The organism is Roseburia yibonii (genome assembly GCF_014297335.1).
Taxonomy (GTDB): domain Bacteria; phylum Bacillota; class Clostridia; order Lachnospirales; family Lachnospiraceae; genus Roseburia_D; species Roseburia_D yibonii.
This window is the reverse complement of sequence record NZ_JACOQH010000002.1, coordinates 1-18,462: the sequence shown is the minus strand read 5'-3', so window position 1 is coordinate 18,462 and position 18,462 is coordinate 1. Positions and strand designations below refer to the sequence as shown.

At 43.4% G+C, this 18,462-nt stretch carries 16 protein-coding genes; all 16 read right to left on the bottom strand.

Annotated features, from left to right (window positions below; translation table 11 throughout):
* Positions 1-1,749 (bottom strand): ABC transporter ATP-binding protein, encoded by a 1,749-nt coding sequence (locus H8Z76_RS02705; RefSeq protein ID WP_186981587.1) that lies wholly within the window; start codon positions 1,747-1,749, stop codon positions 1-3.
* A 24-nt stretch (positions 1,750-1,773) separates the two neighbouring features.
* Entirely contained in the window at positions 1,774-2,208 is a 435-nt protein-coding gene (locus tag H8Z76_RS02700) for a MarR family winged helix-turn-helix transcriptional regulator (protein ID WP_022515345.1), read from the bottom strand.
* 80 nt (positions 2,209-2,288) lie between these two features.
* On the bottom strand, positions 2,289-4,853 hold the full coding sequence (locus H8Z76_RS02695; protein WP_186981586.1) for an EAL domain-containing protein: 2,565 nt from the start codon (positions 4,851-4,853) through the stop codon (positions 2,289-2,291).
* A 191-nt stretch (positions 4,854-5,044) separates the two neighbouring features.
* Positions 5,045-6,403: an NCS2 family permease gene (locus H8Z76_RS02690; RefSeq protein ID WP_147618175.1), complete on the bottom strand. Its 1,359-nt coding sequence runs from the start codon at positions 6,401-6,403 to the stop codon at positions 5,045-5,047.
* A 21-nt stretch (positions 6,404-6,424) separates the two neighbouring features.
* Positions 6,425-6,949, bottom strand: coding sequence for an adenine phosphoribosyltransferase (locus tag H8Z76_RS02685; protein ID WP_022515341.1), 525 nt, complete (start codon positions 6,947-6,949; stop codon positions 6,425-6,427).
* Positions 6,950-7,044: 95 nt separating this feature from the next.
* Complete coding sequence (locus H8Z76_RS02680) at positions 7,045-9,702, bottom strand: extracellular solute-binding protein (RefSeq protein WP_147618176.1); 2,658 nt, start codon at positions 9,700-9,702, stop codon at positions 7,045-7,047.
* A gap of 146 nt (positions 9,703-9,848) precedes the next feature.
* Positions 9,849-10,955: an MFS transporter gene (locus H8Z76_RS02675; protein ID WP_186981585.1), complete on the bottom strand. Its 1,107-nt coding sequence runs from the start codon at positions 10,953-10,955 to the stop codon at positions 9,849-9,851.
* A gap of 276 nt (positions 10,956-11,231) precedes the next feature.
* Positions 11,232-12,098 (bottom strand): AraC family transcriptional regulator, encoded by an 867-nt coding sequence (locus H8Z76_RS02670; protein WP_022515339.1) that lies wholly within the window; start codon positions 12,096-12,098, stop codon positions 11,232-11,234.
* 4 nt (positions 12,099-12,102) lie between these two features.
* Positions 12,103-13,431 carry an MATE family efflux transporter gene (locus H8Z76_RS02665; RefSeq protein WP_186981584.1) on the bottom strand — a complete coding sequence of 443 codons (1,329 nt, stop codon included), beginning with the start codon at positions 13,429-13,431 and terminating at the stop codon, positions 12,103-12,105.
* 135 nt (positions 13,432-13,566) lie between these two features.
* The gene (locus tag H8Z76_RS02660; protein ID WP_186981583.1) at positions 13,567-14,286 is read right to left on the bottom strand and encodes a helix-turn-helix transcriptional regulator; all 720 of its coding nucleotides are present in this window, start codon (positions 14,284-14,286) and stop codon (positions 13,567-13,569) included.
* Between the two features lie 195 nt (positions 14,287-14,481).
* Positions 14,482-14,640 carry a hypothetical protein gene (locus H8Z76_RS02655; protein WP_243240405.1) on the bottom strand — a complete coding sequence of 53 codons (159 nt, stop codon included), beginning with the start codon at positions 14,638-14,640 and terminating at the stop codon, positions 14,482-14,484.
* Between the two features lie 92 nt (positions 14,641-14,732).
* Positions 14,733-15,266: a DUF3841 domain-containing protein gene (locus tag H8Z76_RS02650; RefSeq protein WP_186981582.1), complete on the bottom strand. Its 534-nt coding sequence runs from the start codon at positions 15,264-15,266 to the stop codon at positions 14,733-14,735.
* Positions 15,267-15,378: 112 nt separating this feature from the next.
* Entirely contained in the window at positions 15,379-15,819 is a 441-nt protein-coding gene (locus tag H8Z76_RS02645) for a hypothetical protein (RefSeq protein ID WP_186981581.1), read from the bottom strand.
* A gap of 29 nt (positions 15,820-15,848) precedes the next feature.
* The gene (locus tag H8Z76_RS02640; RefSeq protein WP_243240403.1) at positions 15,849-16,295 is read right to left on the bottom strand and encodes a hypothetical protein; all 447 of its coding nucleotides are present in this window, start codon (positions 16,293-16,295) and stop codon (positions 15,849-15,851) included.
* Between the two features lie 246 nt (positions 16,296-16,541).
* Complete coding sequence (locus H8Z76_RS02635) at positions 16,542-17,483, bottom strand: response regulator (protein WP_186981579.1); 942 nt, start codon at positions 17,481-17,483, stop codon at positions 16,542-16,544.
* Positions 17,484-17,486: 3 nt separating this feature from the next.
* On the bottom strand, positions 17,487-18,462 hold a 976-nt coding region (locus tag H8Z76_RS02630), incomplete at its 5' end, for an ATP-binding protein (RefSeq protein ID WP_243240401.1).

The following is an 18,462-nucleotide window of genomic DNA, read 5'->3' as shown; positions in this document are numbered from 1 at the left end:
TTACTCCTCTCCTTTCTCATCGAAATCTCCGCTGCCTGCCGTCTGGGATTCGTAAACATCCCGGTAGATCGCGTTATTCGCAAGCAGTTCTTCGTGTGTGCCTACTCCGCTCACACATCCGTCATCCATCACAATGATGCGGTCTGCATTCATAAGGCTTGATACACGCTGCGCAATGATAAACTTGGTCGTATCCGGAATCTCTTCCGCAAATGCCTTTCTTATCTTTGCGTCGGTCGCGGTATCTACCGCGCTGGTCGAATCATCCAGGATCAGGATCTTCGGCTTTTTTAACAGTGCTCTCGCGATACAGAGCCGCTGCTTTTGTCCGCCGGATACATTATTTCCGCCCTGTTCGATATGCGTATGGTATTTATCCGGCATCCGCTCTATAAATTCATCCGCACACGCAAGTTCACACGCACGCTTACATTCCTGCTCACTGGCATTCTTATCGCCCCAGCGCAGATTATCGAGAATACTTCCGGAAAACAGCACGTTATTCTGGAGTACCACGGACACCTCATTGCGCAAAGTATCCAGATCATAGTCTCGCACATCCACACCGCCTACCAGAACTTTTCCGGTGGACACATCATAAAGACGCGTGATCAGATTGACCAGACTGGATTTTGCGCTACCGGTTCCACCGAGGATACCGATCGTCTCCCCGGAATGGATATCCAGGTTGATATCCTTTAACACACAGCTCTTTGCGTCTTTCTTATAACTGAAGTTCACATGGTCAAATACAACGCTTCCGTCTTTTACTTCCATGACCGGCTGCTCTGGATTTCTGATATCCGCTTCCTCATTTAACACTTCTGTGATACGTCTCGCGCTCGCCATACTCATTGTGATCATAACGAACACCATGGAGAGCATCATGAGACTCATCAGAATGTTCATACAATAGGTAAGAAGGCTCATCAGTTCCCCGGTTGTCAGGGTATCCGCAACGATCATTTTCGCGCCGAGCCAGCTGATTCCCAAGATACACGCATATACGGTAAACTGCATCAGCGGCGTATTCCATGCGATCAGGCTCTCTGCCTTTACAAACATGTGGTAGACATTCTCACTTGCCTTTTTAAATTTCTTCTTTTCGTGATCCTCTCTCACATATGCTTTTACCACACGGATCGCGGATACGTTCTCCTGCACGCTGGCATTCAAGTCATCGTATTTTTCAAATACCTGGTTAAAATATTTTGTTGCCTGACGGATGATGAGCGCAAGGCATCCGCCAAGAAAGATCACCGCTACCAGATAGACTGATGCCAGTTTCGCGTTGATCGCAAATGCCATCACCATCGCGCAGATCATACTGAACGGCGCGCGCACACACATACGCAGGATCATCTGATAGGCATTCTGGATATTGGTTACATCTGTGGTAAGTCTGGTGACTAACCCCGCCGTCGAATATTTGTCAATGTTGGAAAAGCTGAATGTCTGAATATTTTCATACATCGCCTTTCTTAAGTTCCGTGCGAAACCGGAAGACGCTCTTGCACCGTATTTTCCGCCCAGGACACCGAACAGAAGTCCGAGTGCCGCGATCAGTACCATTGCGGCTCCCACCATGTAAATATGGTGGATATCTCCTTTCTCTACACCGTCATCGATAATAGAGGCCATCAGAAGCGGAATGACTGTTTCCATGATGACTTCCAAAATCATAAAGACCGGTGTTAAAAGGGAATCTTTTTTAAATTCCCTGATCTGTGATCCTAATGTCTTTAACATTCTTTCCCTCCTTATATCGTCCCGTTACTGCATCATATTCTCATACATTCTGTCAATATACCCACGCAGTTTTTCTGTTTCTTCCTCTGAGAAGCCTTTCATCAGCTTCCGCTCCAGATTGGTGTGATCCACTTCCATCTTGTGGAAAATATCCCACGCTTCCGGTGTCAGGGTGAGTTTGCGCAACCGGGCATCCTCCGCCACACACTCCCTGCGGATCAGTCCCTTCTGCTCCATCCGGTTGACCACTTTCGACGCGGTGGAACGCGTGATCCCGAATTCCTTTTCAAGATCCTTCTGATAGATCACTCTGTCATCATGATCCGCAAGATAACCGATGATCCACCCGTTGGTGCCGGTCACCTGATCCAGACTCTTTTTGATCGGGGAGTTATCAAAGTAGCGCATGATCAGATTGGACAGTGAATGCAGTTTTCTGGAAACATACTCTTTTGTCATGATTCATCTCTTTTCTTATTTGTTTGACATCAAACATTATAGGGACAAAAAAACCACTTTTCAAGTGGTTTTTTTGCTTTTCACACTTTTTTCATATTTTCCTTTGCCGCGTGAACATACTTCTCTAAATTTCGTTTGGATTCCAGCACATTACGGGTTCTTTTGCGCAGCGTCTCCCCTACAAACGGCTTTACGATGTAATCGCTCGCCCCGAGTGTGATCGCCTGTATCTGCTTCTGTGAAGTGTCATCCGATGTAATGACAATGACCGGTATCTCCTCCATGCCCTCATCCTTTTTCTTCTCTTCCAGGAAACGGATCCCGTCCATGACCGGCATGGCAAGGTCAAGAAAGATCACATCGATCTCATAATTGTTTTCCTTTAACAGCCCGATCGCCGCTTCTCCGTTTTCCGCCTCCAGGACTTCATATTCTTCCTCAAAAACAGCGCGTATCCGGTCGCGGTTCCGCTTTTCATCATCCACCACAAGGATCTTTCCGTACTCTGTCTTATGATTTAGAATTGCTGTCCGGTAACGGCTCAATTCCATCTCCACTTCCCGCTGTTCCGTAATGTCCGTAAGGGAACCGACCAGAATGCTCTTATTGCCGACATGACTGATATACTTTAGCTTGATCCGCACCCAGATCGACCGCCCGTCACTGAGCAGCCGTCCGTACTCGCACTCCGCCTTTCCCTTGGTTCTTGCTGCCCGTCCGATCGTTTCCATAAACAACTGTCTGTCCTCCGGCCGCACCACTTCCATGAGATTATCACTGTGCAGCGCCCGGTCTTCCCATCCGAACAGTTCATAAAACGCATTGTTTACCTCGATCAGTTCGAGTCCGTCCTCAGAATATTCATAGATGCCGATCGCCTGCATGACGTTGGAGAACATCTTTTCCAAACGGGAATCAAATCCCGCCATCATCCTTTTTCCCTCTTCCTCGGTCTCTCTGTCCTCAAACACACCGTTTTCTCTTGCAATGCGATCATACTCCTCTACCGGCATCGGCTTCGCAAAATAATAGCCCTGCACAAATTCACAGCCGATCCCCCGCAGGAAATCCACCTGTTCCTTTTCCTCTACGCCCTCCGCGATGGTCGGCATATGCAGCCATTTTGCCATGCGCACGACAGATGCCGTGATATTCTCTCCTCTCCCCCGGATCTCTGATTTTTCAAAAAACTTCATGTCAATCTTTAAAATATCCACCTGGATATCCTTTAAGGTATTTAAGGAAGAATATCCGCTTCCAAAGTCATCCATCAACACCGTAAAACCTTTTTCGTGCAACCGGCTCATCGCTTCTTTTATAATCTGCGGATTGTCTGTATAGGCACTCTCCGTCAATTCGAGCTGGAGCAGATTTCTCGGCAGTCTGTATTTTTCGGTCAGTGTACAGAGCATCTCCACAAACTTCGGGTTATACAGATTGACACGCGAAACATTGACCGAGATCGGACGCGGCATAATCCCCTCGTCCATCCATTTGCGCAGCAGCATGCAGACCTGTTCCCAGATATAATAATCGAGTCTGGTAATGAACCCGTTTCGCTCAAACACCGGAATAAAAGTTCCCGGAGAGATCATCCCCTCTTTTGGATGTTTCCAGCGCACCAGCGCTTCCGCCCCGGACAGCCGGTTATTTCTGATATTGTATTTCGGCTGCAGATAAACGATGAACTGCCCTTCCTTTAACGCATCGTTCATTTCGTTTGTGATCTTCTGCTCCGTTTCCAGTTTCTTTGTCAGTTCCTCGGTATAAAACGCGTAACTGTTTATGTATTTTCCCTTTGCCTGTCTCGCCGCCAGCCTCGAACGGTCATAGATCGTTCCCACCGGCATGCTGTTATCCTCGATCACATAGATGCCGTAAGTAATCACGATGTCAAAATTCAGATCATAATCCCTGATCTTTTGATCTAATTCTTTAATCTCCTCCTCGACCTTTTCGGCTTCTTTGAACGGAATGCAAAAAACAAAGATATCCGCGTCTATTCTGCCGTATGTACTTCCGTCATGCCGCTTTTCCATCTCCTGCCTTAACGTCCGCGCAACATGCTTTAGCATGCGGTCTCCTTCTTTTGTTCCGTAAAAGGAATTGATCAGCTGAAAGCGGTTGATGTCAAAGCTGATACAGCAATATTTCTGATCCGGATTTGCATGGAGCAGCTCTTTCGTCTGGCGGAAAAACTTTTCTTTATTATAAATATCCGTCAGCACATCATATTCCGCAATATAGGTCAGCTGCCGGAATGCGGAAAGATTGCTCCGTGAGATCGCGTTTTTCAGGCGGAAATCCAGTATATCCTTATGGAACGGCTTTGTGATAAAGTCCCATGCGCCGCATTGAAACGCTTTTAATTCGGCTGCCTCGTCGCTGCTCGCGGTGAGGACCAGCGCAGGTATGCTGCGGTAATCTTCATCCTCCCGCATCGCCTCAAGCAGCGCAAATCCATCCATCTGCGGCATGGTAAGATCTAACAGCACTGCCACAATGCTCTTTTTATGCTGCGCCAGCATCCCCAATGCTTCTTTTCCGTCTCCTGCCTCTATCACATCATATTCCCGATCCAGCATATCTTTCAGGATTCCGCGATCCAGCGGTTCATCATCTACCACAAGAATCATTTTGTCCATACAATCCGCCCCACTTTTTCTATTTTATGTTTCTATATAATAACATTTTATTAATTTTACAGAAAATTGTCAACACAACAATAACGGGATTCTCCCGTATATTCCGTCATGGAACAGCGGTCAAAAAAAGGATGTACTTCCGAAAAAGCACATCCCTTTTTGAACTCTTTTTTGTTTTTTTATCGTTTTCTTTATAAGAAGATATATTTGCAGACAAACAGTACCGCAAGTACATACATTAACGGTGTGATCTTCTTTCTCTTTCCGCAGATCAGGTTGATCAGTACATAAGAGATAACTCCGATCGCGATTCCCTCAGAAATGCTGTATACCATAGGCATCGCAAGCAGACACAGATAAGCCGGTACCGCTTCGGTCAGATCGGAAAAATCGATCTGCAGGATCGCGGAGATCATCAAAAATCCGACAAAGATCAGAGCCGGTGCTGTTGCGAATCCCGGGATCGCTGTAAAAATCGGTGCGAAGAAGATCGCAAGTAAAAACAAAAATCCGGTCACAACAGAAGAAAGTCCGGTACGCGCGCCTGCGCCCACACCTGCGGAGCTCTCTACGAATGTTGTGGTTGTGGAAGTTCCAAATACAGCGCCTGCCGTAGTTGCGATCGCATCTGCAAGCAGTGCCGGTTTGATCCTCGGCAGTTTTTCTTTCTCATCGAGCATACCTGCCTTGGAAGATACTCCGATCAGTGTGCCGATCGTATCAAAAATATCAACGAACAGGAATGAGAATAAAACAACAATGAAATTGAATATGCCTACGCCATCAAAATCTGCGGCAAAGCACTGTCCAAATGTCTTTCCGATCGCAGTGAAATCTGTCATTCCAAGTGCCGGATACAGCGAATAGAATCCGCTTTCGGCATCTACCTGATAGATTCCCGCTGCCTGACAGATCATGCCAAGCACCCATGTCGCAATGATTCCGATCAGGATTGATCCTTTGATCCCTTTAATATAGAGCACTACGGTAATGAGCAGGCCGATCAGCGCAAGCAGTGCGCAGATTCCTTCGGTGTGCCAGTTTTCTGTGAAATTTACATAGGATACCAGTGTAGAGCTGTTTGCTACCACGATATGCGCACCCTGAAGTCCGATAAACGCGATAAACAGTCCGATTCCAGCGCTGACACCCTTCTTTAAGGTACTAGGAATTGCGTTAAAGATTGCTTCACGCACGTTGGTCAGTGACAGTACTACGAAAATGATTCCTTCGATGAAGACTGCCATTAAGGCAACTCTCCAGTCATAGCCCATATTGCCGCAGACCGTATACGCGAAATACGCGTTCAATCCCATACCCGGCGCAAGCGCAAACGGATAATTGGCGAGCAGTGCCATGGCAAGGGTTCCGACAAAAGCAGCCAGACAGGTAGCGATCAGTACCGCTGTCGCGTCCATACCCGCTGCGGAAAGCATCGTCGGATTTACCGCAAGGATATAAGCCATCGTCATGAAAGTGGTGATGCCTGCCAACACCTCCGTCTTTACATTCGTATGGTTCTCTTCTAATTTAAAAAGTTTATTAAGCATTTCTTCTCTCCCATTTATTTTTTATTTTCCATCGTAGGTGATAACCGAAGCCACATCATATTTCGCGAGCTTGTCCCGTCCCTTTAATCCGGCAAGTTCCATCAGGAAAATAATTTTTACGACTTCTCCGCCTAACTCTTCCACCAGCTTTGCAGCGGCTTCGATCGTTCCGCCTGTCGCGATCAGATCATCGACCAGCACCACCTTCTGTCCCGGTTTTACCGAGTCTTTGTGCATCTCGATCTCCGCGCTGCCGTATTCCAGGTCGTACTTTGCGGATACGGTCTCGCATGGCAGTTTTCCTTTTTTGCGGATCAGCACAAAGGATTTTCCCATCGCGTAAGCGATCGGCGCGCCAAAAATGAAGCCTCTTGACTCCGCTCCCGCAATAACGTCAAACTCCACACCATCAAGCAGTTTTATCATGGAATCAATGGCAAGTTTCAATCCATCCGGGTCCTGCAGTACGCTTGTTACATCACGGAACATAATGCCCGGTTCCGGAAAATCCGGGATCGTTCTTACATAATCTTCCATCTTTTTCATTCTTATGATTCCTCCAGTCTTTTTCCTAAAGAATTTTCTTTCGCAGTGCAAAAACACATATCTGTTATACCATGTTCTTAATGATTATTCAATTATTATTTCTGCTTATAAATACTTTTGTAGGATACCATCCGGTAATTGTTCTTTCCTTTTTCCTTTACCGAATAAAGCGCCTGATCTGCCGTCTTGAACAGGTCATCATAGCTCACTTCCTCCTCAACGATCACGACACCCACACTGATCGACAGATCTACTTCCGCTTCCCCGAACGCAAAGCGTCTGTCCATGCGTGTCACAAGCTCGCCAAACTTTTTCTCCGCTTCCGCAAGGTCTTTTCCGTAAAATCCGATCACAAATTCATCTCCGCCGTATCTTCCGAGGACTGCCCTGTTTCCGAAAACTTCTTTCATATTATCCGCAAGCAGCTTTAACGCTTCGTCCCCTCCAAGATGTCCCAGGGTATCGTTTACGGACTTGAACCTGTCAATGTCAAGGATCGAAAATATCATCGGGAAATGCTTTTTGTCGTAAAACTGTTTCATGCGCCAGCGGATCCCATAGCGGTTATAAAGCCCGGTCAGCGCATCCATTCTCGCCATTTTTGCCCGCTGTCTTGCCATGATCACGATGAGGATCAGAATGATCCCGAAAAACAAATTTACCACGACCAGACACGGGATCGTATTTGCTTCGATAAAGCGCTTTAATGTAACCTGCTGATTTCCGTTTTTCATGCTCTCGTCCAGCATGATCTGTTTATTTTCATCCGGGATACTGTAAAGGACTTTATTGCACACCGAAATCAGTCTGGTATCGCACTCCTTCGCATACGCGAAACACAGACTGCTGCTTCCTGAGATCGGTGTGATATCAAGGTGTTCAAATCCCTGTTCCTGCGTATAGTAATACACTCCGTAATAATCGGAGACTGTAAAATCCGCCTTTAACGTCTCGATCGCGCTGAGACTGTCTACCAGATCATCGGTTTCTATGATCTTAGACGCCTCGGTCTGTAAATCCGAGTAATCCTCTCCCGTGATCTGCGCCATTGACCCTTTCAGTGCATCATTTGCCTTTTTGGAGTCGCTCTTTACCATGACCTTCATGACATCCAGGGATTTTGCCGAAAATTTCAGTCCCGAACCGTAGCCGGACGACTTGTCCATCCCGACGACCATATCGATGTCGCCGTCATTTAATGCCTGCACCATCTGCTCGGTATTATCATAGCCTTTTTCTACGAGCGAAACTTCAAGATCGTCCGCCACAATATCCATGATATTTTTTAAAACACCCTGAAAGTCTCCTGACTGCTCATACTGGAAAGGCGCCATGTTTTTCAGATATCCGATCCTTAATTCCTTTAAGCCACTGATATATTTGCGTTCCGTATCCGAAAATTCGATCTCATAGTTTTTGCTGAGCGCACTGCCAAGCACTGTGGTGTGTTTGGCATCCCCCGGCATCATGTCCTCGGTCCGCGATGATTCCCATCGTTCATTCCAGTCGGACGCGATCTCATCAAAGCTCTCATCGCGCTTTCCTTCTGCCGCCTCGATCACACGCTTGATCTCGTCCGTACTGTCAAGGATATTCAGATTGGTCGATAAGATCTGTCTTTTGCGGTAATTTTCATCACTCGCCTGATTATTGCAAAGACAGATGACATTCTGCATATCCCCATAGCTTTCCAGGATCGGATCCGTCTTGACGAGGGAAAGCACCTCATGATCCAGCGCGTAACCCGACTCATCGAGCATATAATCGATATACGCTCTCGCCGCCTCTTTCTGTGTGCTGTTCTTATTGATGCCATAACAGTAATCGGTCACGATCGTCATGTACTGTTTTCCATCCACTTCATTCGGAAATGGCATGTATCCTATGGCATCCGGATTGTTTCCAGCATCCTGCACCTGCTTTAACGCCCAGGAACCGATTGCCATGCAGCCGATCTTTCCCTCATTCATCAGGATCTTGGACTGCTCCCAGTCACTGTTTTCCGGCGTCTCCTCACAGAGACCGTCTTTTACGATGTCATATAACAACTGATATACTTCATAATGTGTGGTTCCCTGCAAAAAAGGATCCAGCTCATTGACAAATCCGTTTTCCTTGTAATCCGGATCCCCGGTCATTGCGATAAACGGATACTGTTCCCATGCCTGCAGTGTCCAGCCCGCCGCATAGTTCGTATAAAACGGGATCGCATCCGTGCGTTCCTTTATCATATTCAGACTTTCCAGAAACTCACTGATGGATTTTGGCGGTTCCGTGATCCCCGCTTTGTCAAATACTTCCTTATTATAGATCAGCCCGTTTACATATGCGGATGACGGGATCCCGTATATCGTATTTTCAACGACCTTGCTGCCCTGCAGGTAATCATATTTTTTGCCAAGATCCTCTTTCGTTCCGAGCGGCTCAAAATAATCCGCGTAATTCTCGGATGAAATCGATCCCGGGATGAACAAAACATCCGGGTAATCACCAGACGCGATCTGCTCCCCAATCTCGTTTTCATAATCCGAATAACAGGTATAATCGACCTGTATGCCGGGATATTTCTGGCGAAACGCGTTTAAGTAGGGTTCCATCTCCTGTTCCGAGACATTGGAAGCCACTGTTATCGTTGTATTTTCACTACCGCTTTTTGTCTCCGCGGCATAAGATCTCACACTCCCCGCTGACAAAAACAGCAAAACAAAAGCTACCAGACATGCAGCTTTGCATCTAGATCTTATTTTCTTCATTTTTTCCACTCCTTAGTCGGAAAACGATCACCTGTTTTCTTTCCAAAAGTATTATAACAGATGTTTTCTCTTCAAACCAGATGATTTTTGAAATCTTATGCTAAAAATGGAGCGCCCATACTGGCACTCCATTCCGCACTCTTTCCTCACATGATCCCGCCCATAACCGTTGACAGCACGATCATGACCAGCGAAAACATAAAGGAATTCACGGAGATCAGTGTTGCCCTCTGCTCTGACGGGATCATGTCGTTTAAAATGACATCCGTGCGCACTTCCAGAAAATCATCCGAAAACGCGCCGATAAATCCACCGCATATCATAAGGAACGGATTTCCCGAAAAAGACATGCCAAAGGCAAATAAAACACCCATTCCGCTTAAAATTAAGTATTTCCCATAGCGCCATTTGGGGAAATATTCGACGACCTTCGAGCCGAGCGCGGCTCCAAGCCCCATCACAAAAAGCGCCGGCCCCAGGAATGCCTTATCCAGCCCCGCCATCGGAAGTTTCGCCTGCAAGAAGAACAATACCAGCGTAGATATGGCGCCGATCACCGCGTTTAAGATCATAATGCGTCTGGCTCTTTGGTTCATGGTAAGGAAATGCCAGCTTTCCCTTATCACGCTCTTTAACCGATCGCCCTTTTTCCTGCTGTCTGCCTGCAAATTTCCAACAGGCGTTGTTTCTATCTGTACTTCCTTCAGACTGCATGCAATTCCAACCGCTATCAGGCAAAAAAAGATATCTGCCGCATACGCTTTCTTATATCCAAGTCCCAATGCCAGCCCGGCACACAGCGTTGCCGCAGAATTGGTAATCCGGTACAGCATCATTTCCATCGATGCAAATCTGTTATATTTTTCTTCCTGCCGGACTGACTTTAAACTGTCGTAGGCCAAAGCCTCCCGCGTACCCGACTCCAGATTGTAGCTGATGGCGTTTAACGCGATCGCAAATGCTACTGTCCAAAAATCAACCGATACGATCATAAATATGCTCGACACCAGATTAACGAGACGGCTTAGCACCATGGTCTTTTTCCGCCCGAAAACATCTGCCACCACACCGGATGGAATCTCAAAGCAGGAACTCACCACATGGAAAATACTCTCAATCATTCCGATCTCCAGAAGTGAAAATCCTCTGAGTGCAAGTAACGCCACCCAGGACGCACCGGCTATCTGAAAATAGCTTACGGTAGTCAGCACATACAGGCTGTGTATCTGTGTTTTTATATTAAATTTACGCATAAAAAAATCTCCTTTTCAAATCAAATATATCTGATCAGGAGATAGCGCGTTTTTCACTCTTTATTTTTTTAGTATAAGTTTTTCACCTAAAAAAGAGCGCACTATCCCTGTAAACAGCCCAAATGCTACCTTTTGTGAGGTGAATATTGGTCGTTTTCCAGCTCATAGTACGCTCCTTTCTTAACATTCTTTCAATGAAATCAATTCTGTTTACCAGCCATCATTATACACATAAATAGTCCTGCCGTCAACACGAACGAAAGATCACGCCCCGGATCACCGGATCGGAAAACAGATATCGATCTTCATGCTCCCATCCTCTCCCACATAGCGATAGATATCAAGGATTGGTCTGTCATCGAGATGATTTCCCGTTTTGGAAAGCCATCTGCAGAATATTTCCTGATACACCATAAACAGCAGCTGCGGAAATCCATAAAAGTGATAGACCGCGTATTTTCCACCCGCAAACGTGTGGGTCAAAAGCCCCGGATCCTCTTTCAGTGCGGGATGATCCGACCGGATCGTCTGGCACAGCTCATACATACATCTGTTTTCATCGGTTATGGATGGATCGTCTATCGTACAGTCGATATAAAGCGTATCTTCGGATGCGAGATACTCATATTTTTCGATGAACTCACACCATTCATCCGACAGATTATGATAGTTGCCTTTCTTCCTCTCGTATACGACAAGAAAGCCATCCAGCTGCTCAACCGTGATCTGATCTGTGAGAGATTCAAGATCATCCATCGACATCCCATGTGAAAATGAACTCTGTTCTATGATCTGCTCGCTTGTCCTTCTGAAATCTGCCGGAGAAATATTTAAATGCTTTTTGAACGCTGTCGCGAAATTAGAAGAGGAATATCCGATGTCTCCGCTGATCTCTGTAATGCTTTTGTCTCTCTCCACCTTCAGTCTCCAGGCGCTTCTTTCCAGACGGACACGCTTGATAAACTGATAAAGCGCCTCATCCATGTCCTCTTTGAACATCCGCATCAGATGATATTTGGAATAAGAACAGTGTCTTGCCACATCTTCCACATCAATATCGCTGTCGATATTGTCCAGTATGTAATTGATCGCCTCATTGATCACCGCACGCTTTATCTTCGTACTGTCTTTCTTTTCCTCCATAAGATCATCCTCTGCTCTCCATTATCCTTCTCTGCTTTATAAGCAGCCATGTGGATACCATAACTGTTATCGTCTCGGTCACCGGTGTTGCCATCCACACTCCCGTCATCCCCCAGATCGCAGGAAAAATCAGGGTAAAGATCAGCAGCAAAACAAGTCCCCGCAATGCTGAGATCAGTGCAGATGCTTTTGCGTCACCACAGCTGGTAAAGTACATGGAATTGATTACATTATATCCCATAATGAAAAATGTGACAGCATAAAAGCAAAATCCCACCGATACCATGTCTGCCACACTGCTGCTGCAGCCAAACATTCCCGCGTATCTCCGCCCGAATACGAGGAACGAAAGCGCAAACACCGCACCGATCACGGCTAAAATTCGGTTCGTCATAGTACGCAGTTCCATCGCCGTTTTGTGTTCTTCCGCGCCCCAGCACCGGCTCACAAGCGGCGTCAGTCCCTGGCCGAAGCCAATGGAGATCATACTGTATCCATACACGGCAAACCCAAGGATAGAAAATGCGGCTACCCCTTCTGCCCCGACATATTTCATCAGCACATAGTTGAACGCAAACATCGATACCGCACTTGCCATCTCTCCAATAAATTCCGAAGAACCATTTAAGATGGTTTCCCGGTTTACCGCGCGGTCAAAGTGAAATCTCTGAAACCGCAGCGATAATGACGGACCTGCAAAATATAATAGCTGCACCAGCACGGTCACTGCCTGTACGATGAGTGACGCAGCCGCACTCCCACTTACTCCCACCGCAAATTTTGCTACCAGGATATCGTCAAGAACCGCGTTTAAAATACATCCTCCGATACTCACAAACATGCATACCTGCGGTTTTCCATCCACCCGGATGAACATTCCAAGGATCGTTCCGATCACCATAAGCGGATAGTTCAAAAGCATGATCCGGTAGTACTGCGTAAAATAAACTGCCAGCTCACCATCTGCTCTGAGGATCTTAAGGATCGGCGAAAAAAGGCAAAATACCAAAAGCGAGGTCACGACACAGATCACTGCTGCTGTCACGATCGTCTGTGAAAATACCTGCGAAGCCTTATCCTGTTTTTTTGCCCCGAGCAGCCTGCCGCTGATCACGGTTCCACCGACACCCACACACAGACCGACGCCGAGATAAAAATACAGGATCGGCAGTCCCAGATTGATCGCCGCTAACGCCTGTTCTCCCACATAGTTACCGGTAAAATAACCATCCGTCAGGGTAAGCACCGTAGACAGCAGCATTGCGATAATACTTGGGACTGAAAACTGAAGTATTGTTCCCAGTTTGTTTTCTTTGATTCTTTCCATATTCATAATTACATCTCCTTTGTCAAACTTCATTATAGAGATGTAAGATTTTTTATGCTTCTGAATTCGTGCTATGCATGGGAAAGTTCCGGGAAATGATCTTGTATCTGCCCTGTGTCGCCTTTCTCACATTCCTATCATTTATTCCCAGCTGGCAGGATCCACATGAATACATACTTCCATATATGTCGTATTTTCTTTTTCATACACATATTCAAAGCAGGATAAATATTCGCTGCTCACATTTTCTTTGAGCCCATTTGCCTGTAAATATTCCAGAATCTTTTTATACGCCGTCGGAATATATTCAAAAGCCCTTGAAAAGGGATCACAAATTGTTATGCAGGCATAATCGGCAGCTCTCTGGTTCACAATTTCCACGCCACCACACTCCGGTTCAAAACCATCCGGCAATATGTAAGCAGACACATAACCTCTTAATCCAAAACGATTTTTCTGTTCTGCCGACACAAACGGAAAATCCCATCCGATCTGTTTCGGTTTATCATCTGTAACTGCATTTAACCCGCTTGTTTCAGCCCATCTGTCCATGTAAGCATGAACATCATCTTCCGGATCGTGCGAAATAATCACATATCGCCCCATACGAAATCCGGGAATCTTTTTTACTGTTATGTCAGAATAGACATTTTTTCGTTTTCCCATATCTTCTTTAAGCAGTTCATCAATTTTACAGTGAAACATTCTGCCTATTTCTATGAGTTTCGGTATTTCCGGATATACCTGATCCATTTCCCATTTTGAAATAGTCTGTCTTGAAACAAAAAGCTTTTCTGCAAGTTCCTCCTGCGTAATGTCATTCATTTTACGCAAATATTGTATATTATCTCCCAGTGCCATATCGTAACACCTCCTGTTTCATAATCATAGCAATCCTATCATCATTATGGAACCACCCTGGTGTTGCTATGATACCATTTTTTGCAACCGCTGGTTGCATAGCTTGGATTAACACCCGGATTAAACCCTTTTCGACAGCATACAGCGCCGCGAAATGTGAATGGGCACCGCGAAAAACTGGAAGTTTCTTCTCTATTAGCGATTATATTTTGCTCCTGCATAAATCAGCAGCGCCAATCCCACACCAAATCCCAATGCAAAAGCGATAAAGCTTAATGCTGAATCTGTTATACCGATTATTATAGCAGTCAACAAAAGACCAATTCCAATCGCAACCCCCATCGTTTCCGTCATAACAATCCCCTCCAAATTCAAATCTTCTGTTGCTTTCAATCTCTCCGTAAGTCTGAGATTTATTGTTGCCTTTGTAAAGATAAAATTTCGATTTATCTGGATACAAAGTGTTCAACCTTTTTTACCCATCCGCTCTTTATTTCCCACATAGTTGCCTGCGTGCTAAGAGACCAATGTACTTCCCCATCAAAAGAACAACTGATATCAAATATATTTTCCCAGCTTTTCCGTTTTTCCTCTTCAGAATAAACTGCAGCATCATCATAAGGCAAGATGATCTCTCCATCATTTAATACACAGTGCCAGTAATCAAAATCAGAAAGTAAAACCAATTCATCCGCAACTTCTATGGTTAGTAAAACAATAGGAGTACCTGTTCTGCACCAGCCACGCCCGTGTACCCGCATATCTGGACGTTTCCGTTTTCCATCCCATTGATACCATGCCCAAACAGGGAATAGAACTCCTTCCGGGGGTTCCCCTATCCTTTTTTTCATCTGCTCCGTCATCCACTGATAAGAATTCCCGAAACCGCCTTCTAAAATAAAATTTCTATCTGCTCTGAGCACTCCGGTCTGCCTCATTTTTTCATATGCAAGCTCATGCTGTATCGACCATAAAATCATATTTTTCCTCACAAAAATCGTACCGGATCAGGAAGCATATGGACTCATCATAAAATTCATACGCTCTTCTCATAGATTCTCTATTGTTTGCTTTACAAACTGGAAGTTATCTTTATTTATTACAGGATTTTAGTTCTTTAATCGCCTCTTTCACAATAGCACTGCGCTTTTTATTTAAATTATCATTTGTTCGATTTTGAGAAAGTGGCATAAGTTTTTCTATTGCTACTATTTCTTTTTCACGAAGTAAAATATCTCTATCGCTATTTGAAATATTATCTTCTAATGATACCTTCTCATAAATATCTACAATCAGTTGCAATTTATCATCTTTCAAATCTTCTTTAGTAAGTCCAAAATAGGATGGATCATTATGAAATAACTCATATAAATGATTGCTACATCTTGATAACATTGAATATGATTCACCTATGTATAATGGCAAATAGTTTTCCTCCTCATCATTTAACAATCCAATTTTAAACTGATATACACCTGCATATATTGACTCAGGGTTTATATGTCCATCTTTTTCAAAAAATTTAATTTTCATACCATTATTTCTCCCTTAACTTCTGATTGTTACACAATATAATTAATAATTGCATATACTAAATGGCATATCATAAAAATCAATGCCGGAACAAAAGCAAACATATTTTTCCTATCAAAAGAATAAAACAAAAATGCTAAGCATGGAAAAATAGTTAAACCCAATATAACGCCTACATTTGTTATTCCTAAATAATATAATATCCAACATAAAAAATATATTAAACTGCACACTGTCGTAACTATTATAAAATTTGTTATTCGTATCTTTTCTCTTCCTATATTTCTAAAAATACATAAGCCAACTACCATTACTACTTGAGCTATGGATGCAATATTATCCACTACAAGCGTTACAGACTCAACTCTTAAAATATCATGTGGTGCTGGGACTACAAACCAAACAAAATTCGGTATCATAATTAAAAAGAAAAGTACTAATCCACAAATATCAAATCCAAATCTATATTTTTTCAAAACATACTTACCTCCATTTATTGATTTCCCAGTTTTTCTCATCAATTTTTTTAGTATTAGGTTCTATTATTATATCTTCGATTCTCACTACTGAATCCTCATAATATCAATAAAAACTTAAACTCCAAAAGCTATCTTTAGTTAATATTCACTTATTATTTATTCGGTTTTCTATTTCTTTATCAAATGCAAAATCCGGTTGTCCTTGTCTTGCATAATAAGCCGAAAAACGATTCATTATATTCTTTACAAATGTATCTTGAACTTTAATGCCCCGACTATCAAACTTATCAGAGAATTTATCAGAAGAAACAGTAACAACTCTTCTAAAATTAATAATGCCGCCATCAAACATTGAATTATCCGGTAACAATGATAAAACTCTTTTTTATTTTTAACTATTTCAGATAATTTTGATTTTCCTAGTCCAGTCGGCACAGCCTCTATTGCGCATAACATAAGAGTCTCAGTCTTAGGCTTCCCATCATGAAGTGCCAAATCGCATGGAGGAGAAAGCAAAATATAATACTCGCATTTATCTTTATGCAAAAAAATATCTCCTGTATGTAACCTATTTTCCATGCCTTTAAGTGAAATATAAGTTTCTTCAGTACAATAAGCAGGTCCGTCTTCACTCAGTCCTTCAAGCAAATGCGCAAGGATATATCTTAAAAGAATTGATTCAGTATCAATTCCTTCTGCACTATATTTTCTCCAAGTATCTAACTGTGGATAAATATTATTCCAGAAAACAGAAACCATTTTCTTCTCAATAATTCCTTTGCCTCCTAAAACATCGAACAATCCAGTATTATCGATTTCTATTAGCTCGTTAATTATTTCCTTGTATTTTGTTTCCCCCTTTATATATATAGGAATATTCGTCTCTTCATCTGCTTTAAATCCTGGCGTAGCAGTCATTACTGCAACAGGCAATCTATACGTAGAAATAATATCTTTAATCACATCATTTCCACTTTTATCTGTACCATCATCGATTTTTATATCAATAATTGCCCCATGATAATTATTCAATTTGAGCTTCTCAATCGCTTCACCAACCGTCTTCGTAACATCAATCATTATTGATATATCTGCGTTTTCCTCATTCATTAAGTCAACTGAATCCGTACAATTCTTAGCGTCATCATCAGTGTCTTCAACCAGCAATATGCTATAGCATTTCATGTTTTAGTCTTCCTTCCTCTGTAATGTAAAGTGAGCTCCACTTTCCGACCAAATTGCCCTTAAGTCCAATGAATTTCTTTCTGCGGCCTCACCAGCAATAGCCAATCCTAAACCTGTACCATCTGGCTTTGTTGAAAACTCAGGCTCATATATCACCCCGGATTCAATCAATTCTTGGCTAATACCTGGTCCAGAATCTTGATAATCAATTAAGAACTGCTCATCTTCGACAGTAATTGTTATTTCTTTTTTGTCGGAACCTGCGTGATTAATCCAATAAATACTGTTATCAAGCAAATTCGTAAAAACGGTGTAAAAATCCTGTTCCCATCCATAGAATTTTCTATCTTCACTGCAGTTAATCTCAACTGTTATTGAGCAATCCTTCAACTCATGCTCAAATACCGCAACTACATCTGTAAACATTTTTTTTGCCAAAAACACTTTTTGTGTATCTCTTTTCTTCGATGCCAAAGGATCCAGCCGACTAAATAAGCGCGCAAAAATATCCCCATTTCTATCATAACCATCTGTAATTTCCAGCATTTTATCTGCATACTTATCATCATGATTTGACAGAAATTTTTTATGATAATATTCAAGATTGTCCCTCTGGTTTTTAAAATAATTTAACGGTTTTCTACCTTCATGAAGAACAATATTACTTATTTTTCCTAATGTGGCTTGTCCTTGATATACAGCTATTGCATTTCTAATATCCTCAACAGCTTGGTTATTTTTCCTTTCTTCCTCATTTATAAGCTTGTTTATCGCCTCAACTGATTCATTCGAAACATTTTCCTTAATTAGTGTCTGCTGATCAAGCCGCAAACACTTGATTTTACTGACTTTTGCCCCACTTTCTGGTATAATGATAGCAAGGATTTTGACGAAAACAAATCGTTTTTCTTGCAGTTTTTTACAGATTTTGAGCATACGAGGGACTAAAACAATGTACAAACCGATCGACAAGCTACAG